At 52.2% G+C, this 19,673-nt stretch carries 16 protein-coding genes and 2 pseudogenes; 14 read left to right on the top strand and 4 right to left on the bottom strand.

Going from position 1 to position 19,673, the window contains the following annotated elements:
* Positions 1-149 precede the first annotated feature (149 nt).
* From PAE68_RS15655 to PAE68_RS15645, 3 genes are all read left to right on the top strand, one after another.
* Positions 150-1,316 carry a Gfo/Idh/MocA family protein gene (locus PAE68_RS15655; protein ID WP_281888436.1) on the top strand — a complete coding sequence of 389 codons (1,167 nt, stop codon included), beginning with the start codon at positions 150-152 and terminating at the stop codon, positions 1,314-1,316.
* Between the two features lie 20 nt (positions 1,317-1,336).
* On the top strand, positions 1,337-2,077 hold the full coding sequence (locus PAE68_RS15650) for a ThuA domain-containing protein (RefSeq protein ID WP_281888434.1): 741 nt from the start codon (positions 1,337-1,339) through the stop codon (positions 2,075-2,077).
* A 128-nt stretch (positions 2,078-2,205) separates the two neighbouring features.
* Positions 2,206-3,297 carry a Gfo/Idh/MocA family protein gene (locus PAE68_RS15645; protein ID WP_281888432.1) on the top strand — a complete coding sequence of 364 codons (1,092 nt, stop codon included), beginning with the start codon at positions 2,206-2,208 and terminating at the stop codon, positions 3,295-3,297.
* A 76-nt stretch (positions 3,298-3,373) separates the two neighbouring features.
* Here the strand turns inward: PAE68_RS15645 and PAE68_RS15640 are convergent, their stop codons facing one another.
* The 3 genes from PAE68_RS15640 to PAE68_RS15630 form a co-directional block, all read right to left on the bottom strand.
* Positions 3,374-4,168 (bottom strand): hypothetical protein, encoded by a 795-nt coding sequence (locus tag PAE68_RS15640; RefSeq protein WP_281888431.1) that lies wholly within the window; start codon positions 4,166-4,168, stop codon positions 3,374-3,376.
* Between the two features lie 23 nt (positions 4,169-4,191).
* On the bottom strand, positions 4,192-4,716 hold the full coding sequence (locus PAE68_RS15635; RefSeq protein ID WP_281888429.1) for a carbohydrate-binding protein: 525 nt from the start codon (positions 4,714-4,716) through the stop codon (positions 4,192-4,194).
* A gap of 202 nt (positions 4,717-4,918) precedes the next feature.
* Complete coding sequence (locus PAE68_RS15630; RefSeq protein WP_281888427.1) at positions 4,919-6,109, bottom strand: ROK family transcriptional regulator; 1,191 nt, start codon at positions 6,107-6,109, stop codon at positions 4,919-4,921.
* A gap of 164 nt (positions 6,110-6,273) precedes the next feature.
* On the opposite strand from PAE68_RS15630, the gene xylA reads away from it, so the two are divergent.
* From xylA to PAE68_RS15575, 11 genes and pseudogenes are all read left to right on the top strand, one after another.
* The gene (xylA, locus tag PAE68_RS15625) at positions 6,274-7,584 is read left to right on the top strand and encodes a xylose isomerase (RefSeq protein WP_281888426.1); all 1,311 of its coding nucleotides are present in this window, start codon (positions 6,274-6,276) and stop codon (positions 7,582-7,584) included.
* Positions 7,585-7,599: 15 nt separating this feature from the next.
* Positions 7,600-9,105, top strand: coding sequence for a xylulokinase (xylB, locus tag PAE68_RS15620; RefSeq protein ID WP_281888425.1), 1,506 nt, complete (start codon positions 7,600-7,602; stop codon positions 9,103-9,105).
* A gap of 225 nt (positions 9,106-9,330) precedes the next feature.
* On the top strand, positions 9,331-9,966 hold the full coding sequence (locus PAE68_RS15615) for a hypothetical protein (RefSeq protein ID WP_281888424.1): 636 nt from the start codon (positions 9,331-9,333) through the stop codon (positions 9,964-9,966).
* Positions 9,967-10,101: 135 nt separating this feature from the next.
* The gene (locus PAE68_RS15610) at positions 10,102-10,398 is read left to right on the top strand and encodes a Rieske (2Fe-2S) protein (protein WP_281888422.1); all 297 of its coding nucleotides are present in this window, start codon (positions 10,102-10,104) and stop codon (positions 10,396-10,398) included.
* A 261-nt stretch (positions 10,399-10,659) separates the two neighbouring features.
* Entirely contained in the window at positions 10,660-11,868 is a 1,209-nt protein-coding gene (locus PAE68_RS15605) for an AAA family ATPase (RefSeq protein ID WP_281888420.1), read from the top strand.
* Positions 11,865-12,620 (top strand): DUF4276 family protein, encoded by a 756-nt coding sequence (locus tag PAE68_RS15600; RefSeq protein ID WP_281888418.1) that lies wholly within the window; start codon positions 11,865-11,867, stop codon positions 12,618-12,620. Before PAE68_RS15605 ends, PAE68_RS15600 begins: the two co-directional genes overlap by 4 nt.
* Positions 12,621-12,882: 262 nt before the next feature.
* The gene (locus PAE68_RS15595; RefSeq protein WP_281888416.1) at positions 12,883-13,164 is read left to right on the top strand and encodes a hypothetical protein; all 282 of its coding nucleotides are present in this window, start codon (positions 12,883-12,885) and stop codon (positions 13,162-13,164) included.
* Positions 13,165-13,250: 86 nt separating this feature from the next.
* Positions 13,251-14,486: pseudogene (locus PAE68_RS15590) on the top strand (ISL3 family transposase).
* 312 nt (positions 14,487-14,798) lie between these two features.
* Positions 14,799-15,353 (top strand): hypothetical protein, encoded by a 555-nt coding sequence (locus tag PAE68_RS15585; RefSeq protein ID WP_281886586.1) that lies wholly within the window; start codon positions 14,799-14,801, stop codon positions 15,351-15,353.
* Between the two features lie 71 nt (positions 15,354-15,424).
* Positions 15,425-16,808: pseudogene (locus tag PAE68_RS15580) on the top strand (transposase).
* Positions 16,805-17,596: an ExeA family protein gene (locus tag PAE68_RS15575; protein ID WP_281886590.1), complete on the top strand. Its 792-nt coding sequence runs from the start codon at positions 16,805-16,807 to the stop codon at positions 17,594-17,596. Before PAE68_RS15580 ends, PAE68_RS15575 begins: the two are co-directional and overlap by 4 nt.
* Positions 17,597-18,666: 1,070 nt before the next feature.
* Here PAE68_RS15575 and coaA read toward each other — a convergent pair.
* Positions 18,667-19,587 (bottom strand): type I pantothenate kinase, encoded by a 921-nt coding sequence (gene coaA, locus PAE68_RS15570; RefSeq protein WP_281888412.1) that lies wholly within the window; start codon positions 19,585-19,587, stop codon positions 18,667-18,669.
* Positions 19,588-19,673: the final 86 nt, after the last annotated feature.

Raw genomic sequence — 19,673 nt, 5'->3', positions numbered from 1 at the left:
GTGCTCTAGGTCTCATATGAACCAACTACGCAATTAAGCATTGACAACGAACCAATCAGGTGAGAAAATGAACGCGCGTACATTTTTGTATATTATGGCAATAGCCATGTAATCATTGTTGCTCATTCAGATCAGAAGGAGGCCGTTTCATGAGCCCGAAGCGTATTTCTGTTGGGATGGTCGGTTATAAATTTATGGGGAAGGCACATAGCCACGCGTATCGGGATTTACCGATGTTTTTTCCTGCTGTGGCAAGGCCGGAGATGAAGGTCATCTGTGGTCGCGACGAGCGGGGCGTAGCGCAGGCGGCGGACCAGCTCGGCTGGGACGAATATGTGACCGATTGGCGGCAGCTTGTCGAGCGGGACGATATTGATCTCATCGACATTAACGCCCCGAGCGATGCGCATAAGGAAATCGCGCTTGCAGCGGCGCGGGCAGGCAAGCATATTTTTTGCGAGAAGCCATTAGCGCTTACACTTGCCGACTCGCGGGAGATGCTGGAGGCTGTGGAAGCGGCAGGCGTCAAGCATATGGTCGGCTTCAACTATCGGTTCGCGCCTGCTGTTCAGCTGGCGAAGAAGCTCGTCAGCGAAGGACGGCTCGGCCGTATTTATCACTTCCGCGCCTGGTTTCTACAGGATTGGATTCTCGACCCCGAGTTCCCACTCGTATGGCGCTTGCAAAAGGAGATCGCCGGCTCCGGCTCGCACGGCGATCTGGGGGCGCACCTCATTGATCTCGCGCACTTCCTGATCGGAGATATGAGCGAGGTGATCGGCATGAGCGACACGTTCATCAAGCAGCGTCCGCTGCCGACGGCGATGACTGGCCTAAGCGCGAAGGGAAGCAAGGACGCACCGCTTGGCGACGTGACGGTCGATGACGCTACGCTGTTCCTTAGCCGCTTCGACTGCGGGGCGCTCGGTAGCTTCGAGGCGACTCGGTTCGCAGCTGGACATCGCTGCACGAATTCGTTCGAGATTAATGGCAGTCTTGGCAGTGTGAAGTTCGACTTCGAGCGGATGAACGAGCTGCAGGTGTATTTCACTAGCGATGCGGACGATGTACAAGGGTTCAGACGTGTGCTGGCTACCGACCCGGCGCATGCCTACAGCGAAGCATGGTGGCCGCCGGGACATACGATCGGCTACGAGCATACGTTCATTCACGAGATGGTGGAGCTGATGCAGGCGCTGGAGGAGGGTCGACAGCCAGTGCCGAATTTCCAGGATGGAGTCAAGTGCCAGCAGGTGCTGGAGGCGGTGGAGAAGTCGATCGAGGAGCGCCGATGGGTAGCGGTGTCTGAATTATAACGAATGGAGCGTGAAGCGCGATGAGGAAGGCATTAATCGTATGGGGTGGCTGGGAAGGACATCAGCCGAAGCAGGTGGCAGAGTTGTTCTGCATGACGCTGGAGCAGGAAGGGTTCGAGGTCGAGGTATCGGACACGCTGGATGCGTTCGCTGACAGGGAGAAGCTGCTCGGACTAGATCTCATTATTCCGAACTGGACGATGGGCGAGATCGCCAAGCCGCTCGCGGACAATGTGTCTGCCGCTGTTCAGGCGGGCGTCGGACTTGCGGGCTGTCACGGCGGCATGTGCGATGCGTTCCGGACGAATGTGGACTGGCAGTTCATGACTGGCGGCAATTGGGTTGCGCATCCGGGCAATAACGGCGTGTCGTATCGCGTACATATCGTGCCAGGCAGCAGCAGCATCGTGGATGGCATCGACGACTTCGACGTCGTCAGCGAGCAATATTATATGCATGTCGATCCGGCGGTGGAGGTGCTGGCTACGACGCGCTTCCCGGTTGCGCCAGGTCCACATTCGCTCAACAAGCCGATTGACATGCCAGTCGTCTGGACGAAGCGTTGGGGCGTCGGGCGCGTGTTCTACAATTCATTGGGACATCAAGCGAACATTATCGAGATGCCAGTCGTGACCGAGCTGATGCGCCGTGGCTTCCTGTGGGCGGCAGAGGGCAAGCGGCTTGTTGCAGAGCAGTCAGCGAACGGTGGAGCGGTAGGCGCAGCGGGTGCCTATACAGGTATGGGCGACAGCCAGGTGTAGCTGAGGCTTGCAGGTTGCAGCCTAGTGGCGCGCAGTTAGGGGACATGAAGATGTACAACACTTGCGGCTCGCACAGCGTCAAGTCTGGAGCAAGTTATATAAATGCTAGAGTACAGGAGGCGTAATGGATGAATAAATTGAAGGCGGGAATTATCGGTTGCGGGAATATTAGCCGCATTTATTTAAAAAATTGTCGAATGTTTGAGAGTATGGAAATTACCGCTTGCACCGATATTGACATGTCGCGGGCGGAGGCCAAGGCAGAGGAGCACGGCATACGTGCGATGACGGTAGAAGCAATGCTTGCCGATCCGGGCATTGACATCATCATTAATCTGACGATTCCAGCAGTTCATGCTACCGTATGTCTGCAGGTACTGGAAGCGGGTAAGCATGTCTATGTGGAAAAGCCACTCGCCGTCACCCGCGAGGAAGGCCGCCGCATTCTGGAGCTCGCTGCGAGCAAGGGGCTTCGTGTCGGTTGTGCGCCAGACACATTCCTTGGCGGCGGCATTCAGACGTGCCGCAAGCTGATCGACGAAGGCGCGATCGGGGTGCCCGTCGCCGCGACTGGCTTCATGATGAGCCGGGGGCACGAGTATTGGCATCCGGACCCAGCGTTCTATTACGAGCTAGGCGGCGGTCCGATGTTCGATATGGGTCCATACTACTTGACCGCGCTTGTGACGCTGCTTGGGCCGATCCGCCGAGTGACCGGCTCGGCACGCATCTCATTCCCGCAGCGGACCGTTCTGAGTGAGCCGAAGCGGGGAACAGTCATTGACGTGAAGACGCCGACGCATGTGGCGGGCGTGCTTGACTTTGCCTCCGGGCCGATTGGGACGCTCATTACGAGCTTCGATATTAAGGCTGGCGCGAGCAACCTCCCTAATATTGAGATCTATGGCAGCGAGGGCACGCTTCGAGTGCCGGACCCGAACACGTTCGGCGGTAAGGTGCTGCTGCGCAAGGCGGGGGCGAGCGATTGGGAGGAGGTCGAGCTGACGCACGGCTACACGGACAACAGCCGTGGCATCGGCGTTGCCGAGATGGCACAAGCCATTATGCAGGGCCGCCCTCACCGGGCAAGTGGGGAGCTGGCGTATCACGTGCTCGACGCAATGCATGGCTTCCATGACGCATCAGAGCAGGGCGTCCATTATACGATGGACGGCACGTGCGACACGCCTCGCCCGCTTGAGGCGGGCGAGGTGCTGTAGGCGGCTGGTGGGTGATAGCAAGACGAAGAGCGGAATGGCTGATGCCATTCCGCTCTTGAAGGTTTTGAATGCTTTTTTATTTTAACTGAAATGCATGCGGCTTGGGTTTCTCCGAGAAGCTGATCGACTCGAAGGCCATTGTGCGAATAGGTCGATCTCCATCGGAGTCAACAATCTTTAAAATAATGCCGGTATCGTTGTCGAACCAGAATGTAACCCTGTCACCTAATTTACCATTCTTCAAATCAACTACAATTACGGTTGTAACTCTGCCTAGAAATTGTTCTTCTCCTTGTACCGTAACGACGCCACGAGTGAGCATGCCTTGTATGAACATTTCCGGATGGAGCATTTCATTTACCCCACCGATCGGCAAGTAGGTTCCGTTGTAGTCCGGATTTATTTTTTTGTTAAGATCAGAAAAGTTCTCCGATGGATGCTTGCTGAAGGGCTTTGATGTGCTAATTTTTCCTTTATGATCCTTGATGTGAACGGTACTTCCATCATTGATCGCTTCCTCATAATCTGCCGGATTGTTCGAATTCGGAGTGCGTCTTACATAAAACTGATCCGGTTGCTTGATAGTGAGGTCAATGCGCTCCTCTTCGCCTCTTTCCTCTAGTCGGATCGAAACGACACCTTCTAGTACTTTGTACTGTTGATTCGTGCGCATGGCTTTGTCCATTAACACCGGAATACTGCTGATGATATCTTTTGACTTTTCGAACTCGGCTTTCGTTGTGGCATGCTCAGGTAAGGTGACGGATGCGGCTGCTTGTCCGTTCATCTTCACTTCAGGAGCAACGAAGGCTACGGCTCCTGCTATGCAGCCAAGTAGGATGGAATACGTTATAAGTAGATTTTTTTTCATTGGTTTTCACCTCTCATGATATGTTAGTGAGTATAGAACGCCGCTTCATCCCAGCCTATTTTGTATGATGTGCCTGTTCTCCATGTATCTAATGTAATAAAGCTCGCGGGTCCATTCTTATCCTTTGGGATGAAATATGTACCTAGATTGACCCATTCATCTGAATAGCGAGCCTGATCAACAGCTATTTTTTGTGATGATGTGCCATAGACGACGCCGTATTTCACAGAGGCGTTTGAATTGCAGTTTGGAATATATACTTGATATTGGAAGCTAGAGTCCGCCCAGACGGGCACATTCTGATTGCTCCATTTGCCCCAAACCGATTCGTCACTATATGCTGATTCACCCTGTGTCCAGCGCATCTTCCCATCAAATCCACAAGACGTTGAGCCTGGCACGACAATAGCAGATCCGCTGCTGTGACCTTGACTCCAGCCTGTTCCGCCATCGTAGATGATGCTGCTAGTTGCATAAGAAGTTCCAGCTGCTAGTACGAACGCTCCAATCATTACGGTTGAAATACATGTTTTACGAAGACTCTTCATTTACATTCCTCCAAATCTATAATATTTTTCTTTCTTAGGATACTATACAAAAAAAGTAAATTATGTAAATAATAAAATGTGGCAAATCATTGAACAAAAAACGAACCACACCACCATATAGTGGCATTGTGGTTCGTTTGCTTCACAGCTCAATGTGTTTTATTGCTGATTTCCTTTGATGACCATCATTGCAGTACCTCCTCTACTCCCACGTCGCCTTCATCGATGAGAAAAATCTGTTGATCGCCATCGATGCCGCGCCGAGCGCAGAGGAGGACATGCCGAGCTCGGAGTAGGCGATCGACGTATGCTTGCGGTGGAATGCGAGGCTGCGCGAGTCGAGCGTGTCGTGGATCGCAGCGGTCATCCATTCACCGGCGAGCGACATCCGGTTGCCGATGACGACCAGCTCGGGGTTGAACACGTTGACGAGATTGGCGATGCCGACACCGAGCCAATGTCCGATGCCCGCGAACAGCTCGCGTACCTTCTCAGCGTCCGCGTCGGCTCGCTTCGCCTGCTGCAAGAGCAGCGGCAGGCTGGGCAGCTCGCCGCTGCCTATGGGCAGCGAGGCCTGCGCCTTGTGCAGCAGCGCCTTCTCCGAGGCGAACGTCTCCCAGCAGCCGCGGTTGCCGCAGCCGCAGCGCATGCCGTCCTCGGCGAGCGTCATGTGCCCGACCTCGCCGGAGAAGCCGGAGACGCCGCGATACAGCGAGTCTCCGAGAATGATGCCGGCACCGATGCCGATGCCGACGCTGATGTACAGCAGGTTCGAGACGGTGCGGGCGGCTCCGAACTCTTTTTCACCTAAGGCTCCGGCGTTCGCCTCGTTGTCAATCTCGACCTCGACGCCGAACTCGGTCTGCAGCAGCTCTCGGAGCGGCACGTTGTCCCAGCCGAGATTCGGCGCGGACAGGACGGCGCCCTGATCGTCGACGAGTCCCGGCACGCCGACGCCGATGCCGACGATGCCGTACGGGGAAGGAGGCGCCTTGCGGATGAGCGCATGGATCGTCTTCTTCAGCTTGTCGAGCACGCTCTCGACGCTGAGGTCCGTCAGCTCGACCTTGCGCTCCTTCACGACGTTGCCGCTCAAGTCCGTGATCATCGCCAGGATGTAGTTGACGCCGAGATCGACGCCGATCGCATACCCCGCCTGATCGTTGAACAACAGCAGCATCGGCTTGCGGCCGCCGCTCGACTCGCCAAGTCCGGTCTCGGTGACGAGACTGCTCTCGAGCAGCTCGTTGACGAGCGCCGAGACGGTCGCCTTGTTCAACCCCGACCTCGCCGAGATGTCGGCGCGGGAGATCGGGTAGTGACGGCGTATCATATCGAGGACGATGTACTTGTTAATTTTTTTGATCAGCTGATGATCTCCGGTGATTTTCATAAGCTCTCCTTCAATAGCGAACACGTTGTTGTACCCATCATAGCACGTTTTCAGCAAAAAAACATTGCGACTTACTTTGTTTACTAGACAAACTAAGTTAGTCGTGCTAACATACAGGTAAGCGATAACAACCAATATGAATTCCGGTCAGGGAGGCCCTAATTATGAGCTACTTTAACGTGCAGAATATTCAATTCGAAGGTAGACAGACGAAGAACCCGTTCGCCTACAAGCATTACAACAAGTCGGAGGTCGTGCTGGGCAAGACGATGGAGGAGCATCTGCGCATCGGCGTTGCTTACTGGCACACGCTGACAGGCGGCGGCAGCGACCCATTCGGTGCGGACACGGCGATTCGTCCGTGGAGCGGCTACAGCGGTCTAGATCTAGCGAAGGTACGCGTCGAGGCGGCGTTCGAATTTTTCACCAAGCTGGACATTCCGTACTATTGCTTCCATGACCGGGACGTTGCGCCTGAGGGCGGTACGTTGAAGGAGACGAATCAGAATCTCGATGTGATCGTCGCGATGCTGAAGGACCAGATGAAGGCGAGCGGCGTGAAGCTGCTGTGGAACACGGCGAACATGTTCTCGAATCCTCGCTTCGTGCACGGTGCGGCAACGACGTCGAACGCAGACGTATACGCGTACGCGGCGGCACAGGTGAAGAAGGGGCTGGAGACGGCTGTGGAGCTTGGCGCTGAGAATTATGTATTCTGGGGCGGCCGTGAGGGCTATGAGTCGCTGCTGAACACGAACCTCGAGCTTGAGCTTGATAATCTGGCGCGCTTCTACCATATGGCGGTGGCGTACGCCAAGGAGATCGGCTTCACGGGCCAATTCCTGATCGAGCCGAAGCCGAAGGAGCCTTCCAAGCACCAGTACGACTTCGATGCGGCGACGACGATTGCGTTCCTGCAGAAGTACGGTCTTGATAAGCATTTCAAGCTGAATCTTGAAGCGAACCATGCGACACTCGCGGGTCATTCGTTCGAGCACGAGCTACGTGTAGCCCGCATCAACGGGATGCTTGGATCGATCGACGCGAACCAGGGCGACCTGCTGCTCGGCTGGGATACCGATGAGTTCCCGACCGACGTGTACTCGGTGACGCTGGCGATGTATGAGATTCTGAAGAACGGCGGCATTGGCTCGGGCGGCGTCAACTTCGACGCGAAGGTGAGACGCTCCTCGTTCGAGCCTGAGGATCTGTTCCACGCGCATATCGCGGGCATCGATACGTTCGCGAAGGGCTTGAAGGTGGCAGCGAAGCTGATCGAGGACGGCTACTTCGAGCGTATTGTTGAGGAGCGCTACAGCACGTTCGCCAGCGGCATCGGCGCGGAGATCATCGCGGGCACGACCGATTTCCACAAGCTGGAGCAGTATGCGCTTGCGAACGATACGATCCGCAACAAGTCCGGCCAGCTGGAGCGTATTAAGGCAGAGCTGAACGAGTACATGTTCTCGGTGTAAAGGAGCTGGGGAACGATGAAATATGTGATCGGTATCGATCTAGGTACAGGCTCGGTGAAGTCGCTGCTGATCGATCAGCAGGGGCGTGCGTGCGGGGAAGCGTCAAGACCGTATCCGCTCATCCATGAGCAACCGGGCTACAGCGAGCAGGAGCCGGAGCATTGGGTGCAGGAGACGCTGGCTACCATTCGCGAGGTGCTCGAGCGAAGCGGCGTGCAGCCAGGCGACGTAGAGGGCATCAGCTTCTCGGGTCAAATGCACGGCCTCGTGCTGCTGAACGCGGAGGGTCAGGTGCTGCGGCCGGCGATTCTGTGGAACGACACGCGGACGACGCCGCAATGCCGTGCGATCGAGGCGAAGCTCGGCGCGAGGCTGCTTGAGATTACGAAGAATGCGGCGCTGGAAGGCTTCACGCTGCCGAAGCTGCTATGGGTGAAGGAGCATGAGCCGGAGCTGTTCGCGCAGGCGGCGGTGTTCCTGCTGCCGAAGGATTACTTGCGTTACCGCTTAACGGGCAAGCTGCACATGGACATGACCGATGCGGCAGGCACGCTGCTGCTGGATGTGATCGGCAAGCGCTGGAGCCCAGACATGCTGGAGGCGTTCGGCCTGCAGGCGAGTCTATGCCCGGAGCTCGTGGAATCGCTGGATAACGTCGGAACGCTGCTGCCTGACGTGGCGGCCGAGGTGGGTCTATCTGCGGAGACGAAGGTGTTCGCAGGTGGCGCAGACAATGCGTGCGGTGCAGTCGGCGCAGGCATCGTCGGCAAGGGCGCGACACTGTGCAGCGTCGGAACGTCGGGCGTCATTCTTGCATATGAGGCGGAAGAGAAGGATTTTGCAGGGAAGCTCCACTTCTTCAATCATTCGCAGCCGGACGGCTATTACGCGATGGGCGTTACGCTCGGTGCAGGCTACAGTCTCGATTGGCTGAAGAAGACGATCGCCCCGAACGAGAGCTTCGAGTCGTTCCTCGCGGGCATTGAGTCGGTGCCGGCCGGCTCGGATGGGCTGCTCTTCACGCCGTACCTCGTCGGCGAGCGGACGCCGCATGCGGATGCACTCATCCGCGGCAGCTTCATCGGTCTGGACGGCTCGCACCGTCGTCCGCACCTCGTACGCGCTGTGATGGAGGGCATTACGTTCTCGCTGAACGAATCAGTTGAGAGCTTCCGTGAAGCAGGCATCGAGGTGGAGACGATCGTATCGATCGGCGGCGGAGCCAAAAATGACGTCTGGCTGCAAATGCAGGCCGACATCTTCAACGCACCTGTCGTCAAGCTGACGCAGGAGCAAGGCCCTGCGCTCGGCGCAGCGATGCTGGCCGCCGTCGGCTGCGGCTGGTTCGCGAGCCTCGGCGAGTGTGCCTCGGCGTTCGTGGCTTACGACCGGCGGTTCGAGCCGGTCGCGGCGAACGCGGCGAAGTACCGCGAGCTGTTCGCGCTGTACAAGGACGTGTACAGCGCGACGAAGGCGCTCAGCCATAGGCTGCAGGCGCACCGCGGCGGTGGGCAGGGGTAGTACGGCATAGCGCGGAATAGCGTGGCAAAGCGCGGGTGAATAAGTGGGCAGTTTCGCGACTACGTGGATATGTTGATCGTTGTTGCGAATGTAAGAACCAGCGCGCGTTAAGATAGATGGTAGTGATGAGCCTCTGCGCCTGATTCAGGTGCGGGGGCTTTCTTTAACTGGTCGTTCGTTATATAATACACATTAATAGACAAATATGGTATGGAGTGATACCCTATGCAAATTAATGCTCATTCACCAGCTTCCTACTCGACTCACAGCCGATTAGAGAAAGGACGTCAGCATCGCAATGTGAATGAACAAGTCAGAGCCGAGTTTCAGGCCATCGTGTCTCAACGTGAGCAGTCCAAAGCATTGAATGCCAAGCAATTCATGGCTACACTAACTCTTAATCAGCTCGAAACGTTGAGAGTTTATCATGGTCAAGCCAGCCCGATTCACGTCACGCAGCTTACCGAAGAAGGCGCTTGGAACTTGGTTGTACACGATGATCAATTCAAGGATCTAGATGGAGATGGTAATTACAGTGTTGGGCGGGGAGAGCTCTTCCTATTCCCTCCTCCAGAAGCACCCTCCGAGGTTCATGAGGCGTATGCACAGCTATCTGAGGACGAACAGCTCGCCGTCTATCATGCGGCAGCAGCAAAGCAACACGTCCATCAACTGGCACAACAAGACTCTCGAATTGCAATACAAGGAAAGTCGCTATTGGATCTACCTGACTTCTCGTACGGGAAGCTGGTGGACGATTTACTTGATTTCCTTGAATTACAAGGCAGGTACGAATCTTCAGAGGAGCACATTCGCAGCTCGGAAGCTGTTCGTGCGTTTAAAGAAGCGCTTGAGAAATGATAGGGATTGTTGCAAAAGCTCTGTTCATCGATACAGAGCTTTTTTCATCATTGTTTACTTCTCCATTGCTCGACATTTTGGTATTCTGGTTGCAAGATGGTTGATCACGAGTAAGTAAGAGGAGGAGAATCAAGTATGAAAGAAGTCGTCCTGGGAGCAGTGTCTGAGTTCGTGAAGCTGCCTGCAGAGGTAAGTCTGGAGCATCGTCCGTACTATTTGATGAAGGGGGCTGACGGCTACCGGCTGATGTCACGCCTATGTCCTCACGCGGGTGCGTGGGTGGAGGCGGAGGGCGGCGAGCTGTACTGTCCAATGCACGGCTGGGAATTCCATACCGAGACAGGCGCGTGCTTGAACGTGCCGACGAAGTCGCTGGCCTGCTACAGCGTCGATGAGCGGGACGGGATACTGGTTGCGCTGCTAGAGGTGTAGGTTGGCGGGACTAACGGAACGAACAGCATGGGATACCTTAAGAACAGCTTCACGGTTATGTAATGGAAGGACCTCATAAAGTAGAGGAAGCTGAAATCGTCGAGCTGATCGGATTGTTCGCGAATCTGAGAGTTATATGCAATGACCAAAGAGCGTACTGGTTGCTGCAAAACTGGGTGTGGATAATGATGAATATACAGCGTTTACTGTTATATGATATATTAAAACAAGACCATATATTGTATATAGTAGGTGAAACGAATGATTACGTATTTAAGTGCAGATAACTTCAAAGGGTTAAACAATTTCCATATAGAATTTGAGCCTTTAACAGTAATTATTGGGGATAATGGAGCTGGTAAAAGTACAATTCTTCAAGTGATTGATTTTCTTTCAGACTTCTCAATAAACCGTGACTTGTTAGGATATTTTGAAAAGAGAGAGTGGAATATTAGCGAATTAAAATCGAAATTAAATCCAAACAGAAATATTAATTTCAAGTTAGGTTTTAAGGTAGACACATTAGAGGATCATGATTTTCATTTTGCTTGGGATGTTGTTTTCACAACAAAAAAAGATGAAATATACCTTGTGAGGGAAGAGATTAAAGAGTTAAATAACAATAAATATATAATGAAAAGAGATAACTCGAAATTTGAATTACATAGTATTATGAATGACAAGGTTATCAAATCTGAAGAAGATATGCCAATCAATATGAGTTTGCCGTTCTCCTTGCTATCTATATTAAATGGTAGAGGAGAGAACTTTCCTGAATTAATTCACATTAAAAATTTTCTCAAGAATATTAAGTCTTTTGAATTGCTCTCGACAGAAAAAATGCGAAAACATAGTCGTGGTAAAGTCGACGATATTGGAGTAGGCGGTGATAAACTAGCTACTTTCCTCCATGGTTTAAGCAGAGAATCAAGAGAATCAGTGATATCTAAAGTAAAAAAATACATTCCATATATTTCAGATATTAAAACCAAAAAGAAATCTGTTGGATGGACAAGTTTTGAAGTAGTAGAGAAATATAATAAACATGATGGATTTAACGTTCTTTCACAATACATAAGTGATGGTATTTTAAGAATTCTTGCTTTGTCGGCGTTAAAGGAAATAAAAACAGATAACTTAGTGATTCTTCTCGATGAAATAGAGGACGGCATTAACCCTACTTTAGCCGCGACGCTTGTAAATGACCTGGTGGATTTTATTGAATCTAATAATCGGCAAGTAATTGTTACTTCCCACAGCCCTCTTATACTCAACAACTTCAATCATAGCCAGATTGTAATTGTATGGAAAAACGGAGATGGCTCAATTGGTTCTGCTAAGATGTTTAACAATGATGAAGTGATACATTATTTGGAATTTATGAATCCAGGTGAAGTCTGGGTTAATTTTGAACAATCTGACCTATTGAAACTTGTCGATCAAGAACACCAATGGAGATACAAAAAATGAATCTTAAAATTGCAATCCTCGGTGAGGGGAAAACTGATTACGGTTATTACGATTACGATAGGTGGATAGAAGGACCTGTTCAGTTAATTATTCGTCGATTATTATGTGATTTCAATATTGAGTTTGTTCCAATTACGAAGAATGATCTTAAGACCATTGCAGCGTTTCAAGGCAGATATAAGAAGCCGAAATTCCCTGGACATGGGATGAATGTGAATCGCTTGTGTACTTTTTTAGCCGTAAATAGGAAAGACGTGGATTTAATTATATACTACACAGATACAGATAAAGAAACGGGTGTTTCCGCAAGCGAAAGGGAAGCTAAGTCAAGGTTTGATAATATATACGCCGACATAGTTACTGCATTTAAGTCGCAAACTGTGTATTTAGGTATTCCTTTGGTACCGATTAGAATGATTGAATCTTGGTTATTAGGCGATGAGAGTGCTTTTATCCAAGCATACGGTTCTTTACCCGTAAGTCCCGGGTTGCCAAAACAACCAGAATTTGTTTGGGGGGATGAATCTAATCCCAATAGTAATCACCCGAAGGCATTGCTTAAGAGAGTATTGGCTCAATATCACAAGAGCTCATGTATTGAAGAATATAACCTAATTACTGAAGGTATGAATATTAATACTCTCATGAGAAAATGTTCATACAGTTTTAATAAATTTGTGGAAGACTTAAATAATTGTAAATTAATTTTACAACAACAACGTAAGGAAGCAGCCCCACATCTACTTGATTAGTCAACGTTCAACCACCTAACGGCTCAGTTTAGGTGGTTGAATTTCTTTTCGCAGATTCAAAGAAGTGGTCACAGCATATAACACCGTATTCACGCTGCGGGGCTACGCCCCTTGGTCTGCCCGAAGCATTTCGAGGAAGTGGATTCAGGCAGACAACCCTGCGAGGCTAAGTCTTCGACCCAGTCGCTATGCTCCTTTAAGCCTCTCGGGTTCGTGAATACAACAACGTTAGGTGAAATTCAATAAGAAAAGAGTGAAGGTAATGAAGCTTAAGCTTGTATGCTCTATTTGTGCTAGGGAAGAAGAAATTCAAAACCTTAGTGAAACATACGTGGAAGTACAAGAAGGAAGTTACTATAGGGTCGTCTGTCGTAAAGGTCATGAAACAACAGTGTTTCTTCAAGAGGAGAAGTTTGAAATATTATTTGAGATGGGTTCGATGGCGTTGCTTGATGGGTACCCGAGGGAAGCTGTCTCAAGTTTTGCTTCCTCATTGGAAAGATTTTATGAATTTTGTTGGCTCAAAACCAAAATCAGTGCTTGACGAAAAAATGCTAGGATGAAAATGGAAAAACATCTGCAAATCCTGTATTGTTGTAAGTCCCACCAAACAACAAAAGGAATGAGCAGATGCAGACCCAGTATATCAATGAATTGCTTAACTTGCCAGAGCTAAATGTTCTTCAAATTATATCCATCGATATCGATGAACTTCTCATAGAAGCCGAGCCCAAAGACGACAAGCAAGACTGCCCCTGCTGTAAGTCCGATCACAATGTTATTCGTAAAGGACGCAATGACATGCGAACCATCCGCCATCTTAGCGTATTTGAGAAGAAAACCTATGTGCACGTACCATCCATTAGGATGTATTGTACCTGCTGCGACATCGGGTTTGTGTGGTCCTATGAATTCGTAGGCTCCAAGCAGCGCTACAGCAGACTGTTTCGCTCCCATGCCTTCGAACAATCTCTAGGCTCCACGGCTGCGCATAGCGCCCGCATCCAACAAGCGCCCGTCAGTACCGTTCAATGTATACATAACGAGGCGATTCCAGCGGAATGCGAGCGGATCTATGAGCGCGTGTGGGGAGAAGCGCAAGCATCCGAAGCACTGGTTTTGGGTGTCGACGACTTCGCCAGCAAGAAAGGCCATACGTATAACACGGGCATTCACAACCTTAGGGGCGAGAGCATGCTGGACTTGCTGCCGGGTCGAAAGCTGGAAGATTTGCGGACGTATGCTCAGAAACACCCGGGATTTTTGCTACTCAACCCTAAAGCGGTGGTTATGGATTTGGCGCAGACGTATCATACCTGGATCAGCGAGTGCTTTCCGAATGCGATCCGCATCGCGGATCGTTTTCATGTTCACGGCTATGTGATCGAAAGCGTGCAAGAAGTTCGTAAGTCCGTTCAGCACACGCTGTCGCCGCGTGCTAGAGCGTATCTTAACGCTAACCATCGATTGTTGAATCCACCGGCAGAAACGCTTGGTATAGAAAGCAGAAAACGATTAGAAACGCTGCTGAACTATTCTGAGATACTGCGCAGTGTGTGGGAATGGAAAGAAGCATTCACGACCTAGTATGACTGTTCCCCACACGTCTCTGTTGCTAAACTAGGGTTTGAGTGTTGGTGTGAACAAGGTGACGGAATCGATCATGACGCCGTGCGAAGAGCCGTCAAAACAATGCGAAACTGGAAAGAGGAGATTGTGAACTACCATAAGTGCCGTTGGACGAACGCGACCGTTGAAGGCCGCCATAATCGGATTAAAGCCTTCCAACGCCGCCACTATTTCACCCTAAATCGAAGTCGCTATCAAGCTGGGATTCTCATTGAATGCAACCGCCATCGAATATAGGGATAAGGGTCAAGCACTGATTTTGAGGTTGAGCCCTGGTTAAATAAAAATAGAGTGTCGCCGCTCACTTCCAATGTCGGAAGATGGGCGGCTATTTCTCATATACGCTGACGGTACAGCAAGGATATAATTGGCGGAGGGGCAGCCTGAATGTGCCGACAATCATAAGGAGTTAAGGCGATTGACAAAAAAAACAGGGAGACGTCAAGGTTTGGCGGCCTCGTCTCCCTGTTCACCACAGCTTTCGCCTCTATTATCGTAGTGGATTGGGACATCGATGTAAAGAGCTATTTATTACGATGCGAGGACGGCTTGCCGGAAGCCGACCGGCCTGTCGGATGCAAGCACTGTCACTCCGAGCGCAAGCCGCATCGGCACGGGAAGTTTACGCGTATGCTGTACACGCTGGAGGAGGCGCTCTCCATCCCTATATTCCGTTTTCGATGTCCAGACTGCGAGCGTGCGATTAGCATCGTGCCTTCTTTCGTGGAGCGGCATCATCAGGCAGCGGTCGATGTCAAGGAGACCGTCGTCCTCGCGGGAGAGGATGGCTTGAGCTTGTCTGAGATCGCAGCAGAAAGCCAGGCGTATGCGGGCGGACCCTACGCCGAGAAGACGCTATGGCGATGGCGTCGATGCTGGGAGCAGCGTCGAATTGCGCAAGAAGCTCGGGTGTGGGCAACGCTTTTTCATGAAGGCATGGATGCGGCCTTACCTCGCGAACGCCGCTCTGCCTGGAAGGCGCTGTGGGCCGCTTGGCGTCAGCTTGAACGCCCGGGCAGGCTCCTTTCTGTCTTCTTGCGAATGGAACGCTCATTTCAGGTGACGGTAGGCCCACTTCATCCCACAAAAGCTGGGTATGGCTGAGGGTGCCTCTTTCCCCTCACAATGGACGGAGGATACCCTGTACCCATGAACATGCTGAAGGAGGATGAACCATGTCTCATCAGATTACAAAGGAACAGATTGCCCTAGCGCGGTATGCGCTTATTGCCCCCATCGTCAGCCGTCAAACCCGCTTGCGCCGGGGAGCTGGGAGCGTGGCTTCGCGAAACCGCAAGCCGCATGTACGAGCTTCCCGGAAGTCGTCGTCAGCAGGTCAGCGTTCGGACGCTGGAACGGTACCTGGAAGCGTACCGCAAGGGGGGATGGGAGGCGCTGATGCCGCGCGAGCGAGCAACAGACGGACGTACCCGGCTGGCTCCAAGCTTACTGCAGCAAGCCATTGAGCTGCGACGGCAACGGCCAGCTCGCAGCGTGGAGCAGCTGATCTTCCTGCTCGAAGAGAGCGGAGCAGCCGCCCCGGGCCAAATCGCCGTTAGCACATTAGCCAGGCACCTCAGACGAGCTGGCGTCAGCCGCGGACAAGTCATAGAAGCGACTTCGGCTCAGACGTTTCGCCGCTTTGAGGCGGAAGATATATTAGAGCTGCTGCAGGCAGACTTCAAGCACTTCGTCTACTTGCCTGATCCGAAGGAGCCGAAGAAGAAGCGAAAGACCATTCTGCTGGCCATCCTCGATGACTACAGCCGATACGTGGTGCAGGCTCAAATCTATTGGGACGAGCAACTGCCTCGGCTAGAGGACAGCTTGAAAAAAGCAATCCTCCGTCACGGCATTCCGGAGATGTTCTATTGTGACAACGGCTCCGCTTTCTCGGCTCACCATTTAGCCCGTATTTGCGGGCGGCTCGGTATTGAGCTTCGGCATAGTAGACCTTACCGGCCTCAAGGTCGTGGGAAGGTAGAGCGTCTGTTCCAGTTTGTCGATAGCAGCTTCCGCCCCGAGGTGCAGGCGCTCATCGACCGGGGAGAAGTGACGACGCTGGAGGACGTAAACAAAGCGCTTCGCAGCTGGCTGGATGGTTACTACCATCTCCGCGTGCACAGCAGCACGAAACAGACGCCGCATGAACGCTTCGAGGCAAGCACGAAGGCGCGCAAGCGCAGGCCGCTTACCGAGTTGAATGAGATGTTCCTATGGGAAGAGGAGCGCACCGTAGACAAAACCGGCTGTATCCAGCTGTCCGGTAACACCTATGAGGTCGACAGCGAGCTTGCCCGTAAGCGAATCGCGCTTCGATACGATCCGTACGACTTGACAGAGCTGCAGGTCTGGTTCGAGGGCAAGCGATACGCCGATGCGGTGCCGATCGATCTGAAAAAGCGTCGCAAGCGCAAGCCGGATGAAGTGAAGCCTGTAGAGGTCGAGACGTCGGCGGAGACATTGTCGTTCGTTGAGCTTGCCGAGAAGAAGCGTCAGGCGCAGTGGGAGCAAGATGAAGTGAGCTATGCACAGCGTCAAGGTGGTGAGGTGCGATGACACGACGTCCCTTTACGCGCGAGGTGGAGCCGTGCTACGAGTTTCAAGGACACCGGGAAGCGTACGCCCGACTAAGCATGGCGGTCGAGAACCGGCTGCTCGGTGTCTTGACCGGTGAAGTGGGCAGCGGAAAATCCGCTCTATTGCGGCGTTTATTCCGATCGCTGGACACGATGCGCACGCATCCGATCTACATCAGCATGGCGGACCTGAAGCCAAGAGACTTTTACGGACAGCTTCTGGCGCACGTCGATGAAGAGGCCCCTTACTCCGTCGCGAAGGCGCGTCGGTTGTGGGGCGAGGTGATGTCTCGGCGGGAGGCGCAGGGAGAGCGCAACATTCTCGTCGTCATCGACGAAGCGCACGAAATGAACGAAGCGATGCTGCTGGAGCTGCGCTTTGTGATGAGTCACCAGATGGATGCGAGGTCGCTATTCCCTGTACTGCTTGCGGGTCAGCCGGAGCTACGGAAGAAGCTACGCTTGAAGAAGTATGAGTCGATTAGCCAGCGCATCGGCATCCAGTACCATCTAAGCGGGATGAGCCGTGAGGAGACGGCGGGCTACGTCCGTCATCATATGGGAGCGGCTGAGCTGCAGCGGCCTGTGTTTTCCGACAGTGCGATCCAGATGCTGCACGCAGCAAGCCAAGGCATCCCACGAGTGGTGAACCAAATTTGCAGCCAAGCGCTCTATGACGTCGAGCGTTCGGACGCCGAAGTAGTCGAGGATGGGCACATTGGGCGTGTGCTGTCTGATATGGACCGACAGCGAGGGACGGCGGGATAACCGCCGTTTTTCCGCTACTGCGATAATTGGCGTTAGCATTCTCAATGGAGTGACGTGGCTGACGCACAAACGCTCACGTCATTGGCGGTGATGATTGCACCGACAAATTACGTGAGCGTTGACAAATAGAGATGCAATACATCTGCAGTTTTGTGAAGATGAATATAATAATTATAACTTTGAAGGAGATGGATTTTATAACTTTATTAATGTAGTTTATAATTCTTATTTATCGCGGGTAGAGGCAACTTAATCTTAAGCTAATTCAAAGAAGGCGATGACATCCTATAACCGCATTCACGCATCGGGTCTGATGCCCCTCGGTCTGCCAGAAGATAATTCGGGGAAGTTGATTCAAGCTGACAACCCTGCGAGACTAAGTCTTCGACCCAGTCGCTCTGCTCCTTTAAGCCTCTCGGGCGTCGTGAATATACGAAACGTTAGATGAAATTACTCGATAAAGTACAAGAACTTTAACATTATAGATGTCGCCACGAGATCCAATCTTAATTACAAAAACAATAAGAACTTCGTCCTCAATTTCAAATATTACTCTATAATCGCCAACACAAAGCTTGTATCAATGAAGTCGAACCTTTCAATTTTTTAATATCCAGTTCAGGATGACTTGGGTTTTCTTGAAGAAAAAGTAGATGATTAGAAATACGTTTTCTCGTTGGTTGATCCAACTTACTCAAATACTTCGAGGATACTGCCATTAGAATCATCTCCTTAACAAAGATGTGGCCATGTAACTTATTTCATTCATTATAACACATTAAAGATTGCGGAGTAGTGCTTCGTAGTCGAGTAACAACATCTAACACCGCATTCACGCATCGGGTCTGACGCCCCTCGGTCCGCGAGAAGCATTTTCGAGGAAGGGGATTCAGCGGCAACCCCGCACTGGCTAAGTCTTCGACCCAGTCGCTCCGCTCCTTAAGCCTCCCGGGTTCGTGAATACAACAACGACGAATGAACGTATAGCCCGATCCATCATGATGACCCCGGTACACACAAAGGCAAGCCGTCAGCTGCGACGGCTTGCCTTTATTCTTGTCCACGACCGATTATTTCCGAATAAACAGCTTCTCGATCGCATGATCAGGACCTTTGCGCAGCACGAGCTTGGCGCGGCCCTTCGTAGGCTGGATGTTCTCGCGCAGGTTGATGCCATTGATCTCGCTCCAGATGGACGAGGCGGTGTGAACGGCCTCCTCCTCGCTCAGCGAGGCGTACCGATGGAAGTACGATTCGGGATTGCGGAAGGCGGTATCGCGAAGCTTCAGGAAGCGGTCCACGTACCAGCGCTCAATATCAGCCTCCTCGGCATCGACATAGATCGAGAAGTCGAAGAAGTCGCTGACGAACACCTTGCCGTCCTTGGTCACCTGCAGCACGTTAATGCCTTCCACGATGAGGATGTCCGGTGTGTTCACGACGAAGGCATCGTCATCCACGATGTCATAGGCCAGGTGGGAGTATACCGGTACGACGACATTGGGCTTGCCTGACTTAATGCTGCGAATACACTTGACGAGCTTCTTCGTGTCGTAGCTCTCCGGGAAGCCCTTGCGCTTCATCAGTCCGCGCTGCTCGAGAATATGGTTCGGGAACAGGAAGCCGTCTGTCGTGATGAGCTCGACCTTCGGGCTGCCCTCCTCCCTGGAGAGGAGCGTCTGCAGCAGTCTCGCGGTCGTGCTCTTGCCGACGGCTACGCTGCCGGCGATACCGATGACGAACGGCACCTTCTCGCCGGATTGCTTAAGGAAGTCGGCGGACGTCGCATGGAGCTGCCGGGCAGCCTCGGCTTGAACGCGTATATAACGCGACAGCGGAATATATATATCCCGAACCTCCTGGTAAGGGATCGGATCGTGGAAGCCCTTGCGGCGCTCGAATTCGGCTTGATCGATGGACGGAGTCGTCTGCTCCTGCAGCTCCGCCCACTGCTTACGATTAATTTCAAAATATAGGGAATAGGAGTCCATAATTACCTCGCTAGCGGCTTCGTTGTCTTCAGGTCATATATCAGATCTTAGCATAACAATTGTTAATTACAAGATCATTTCGATAA

Origin of the sequence: Paenibacillus sp. YYML68, assembly GCF_027923405.1 — a bacterium.
Taxonomy (GTDB): domain Bacteria; phylum Bacillota; class Bacilli; order Paenibacillales; family NBRC-103111; genus Paenibacillus_G.
This window is presented reverse-complemented; position numbering and strand designations above follow the sequence as displayed.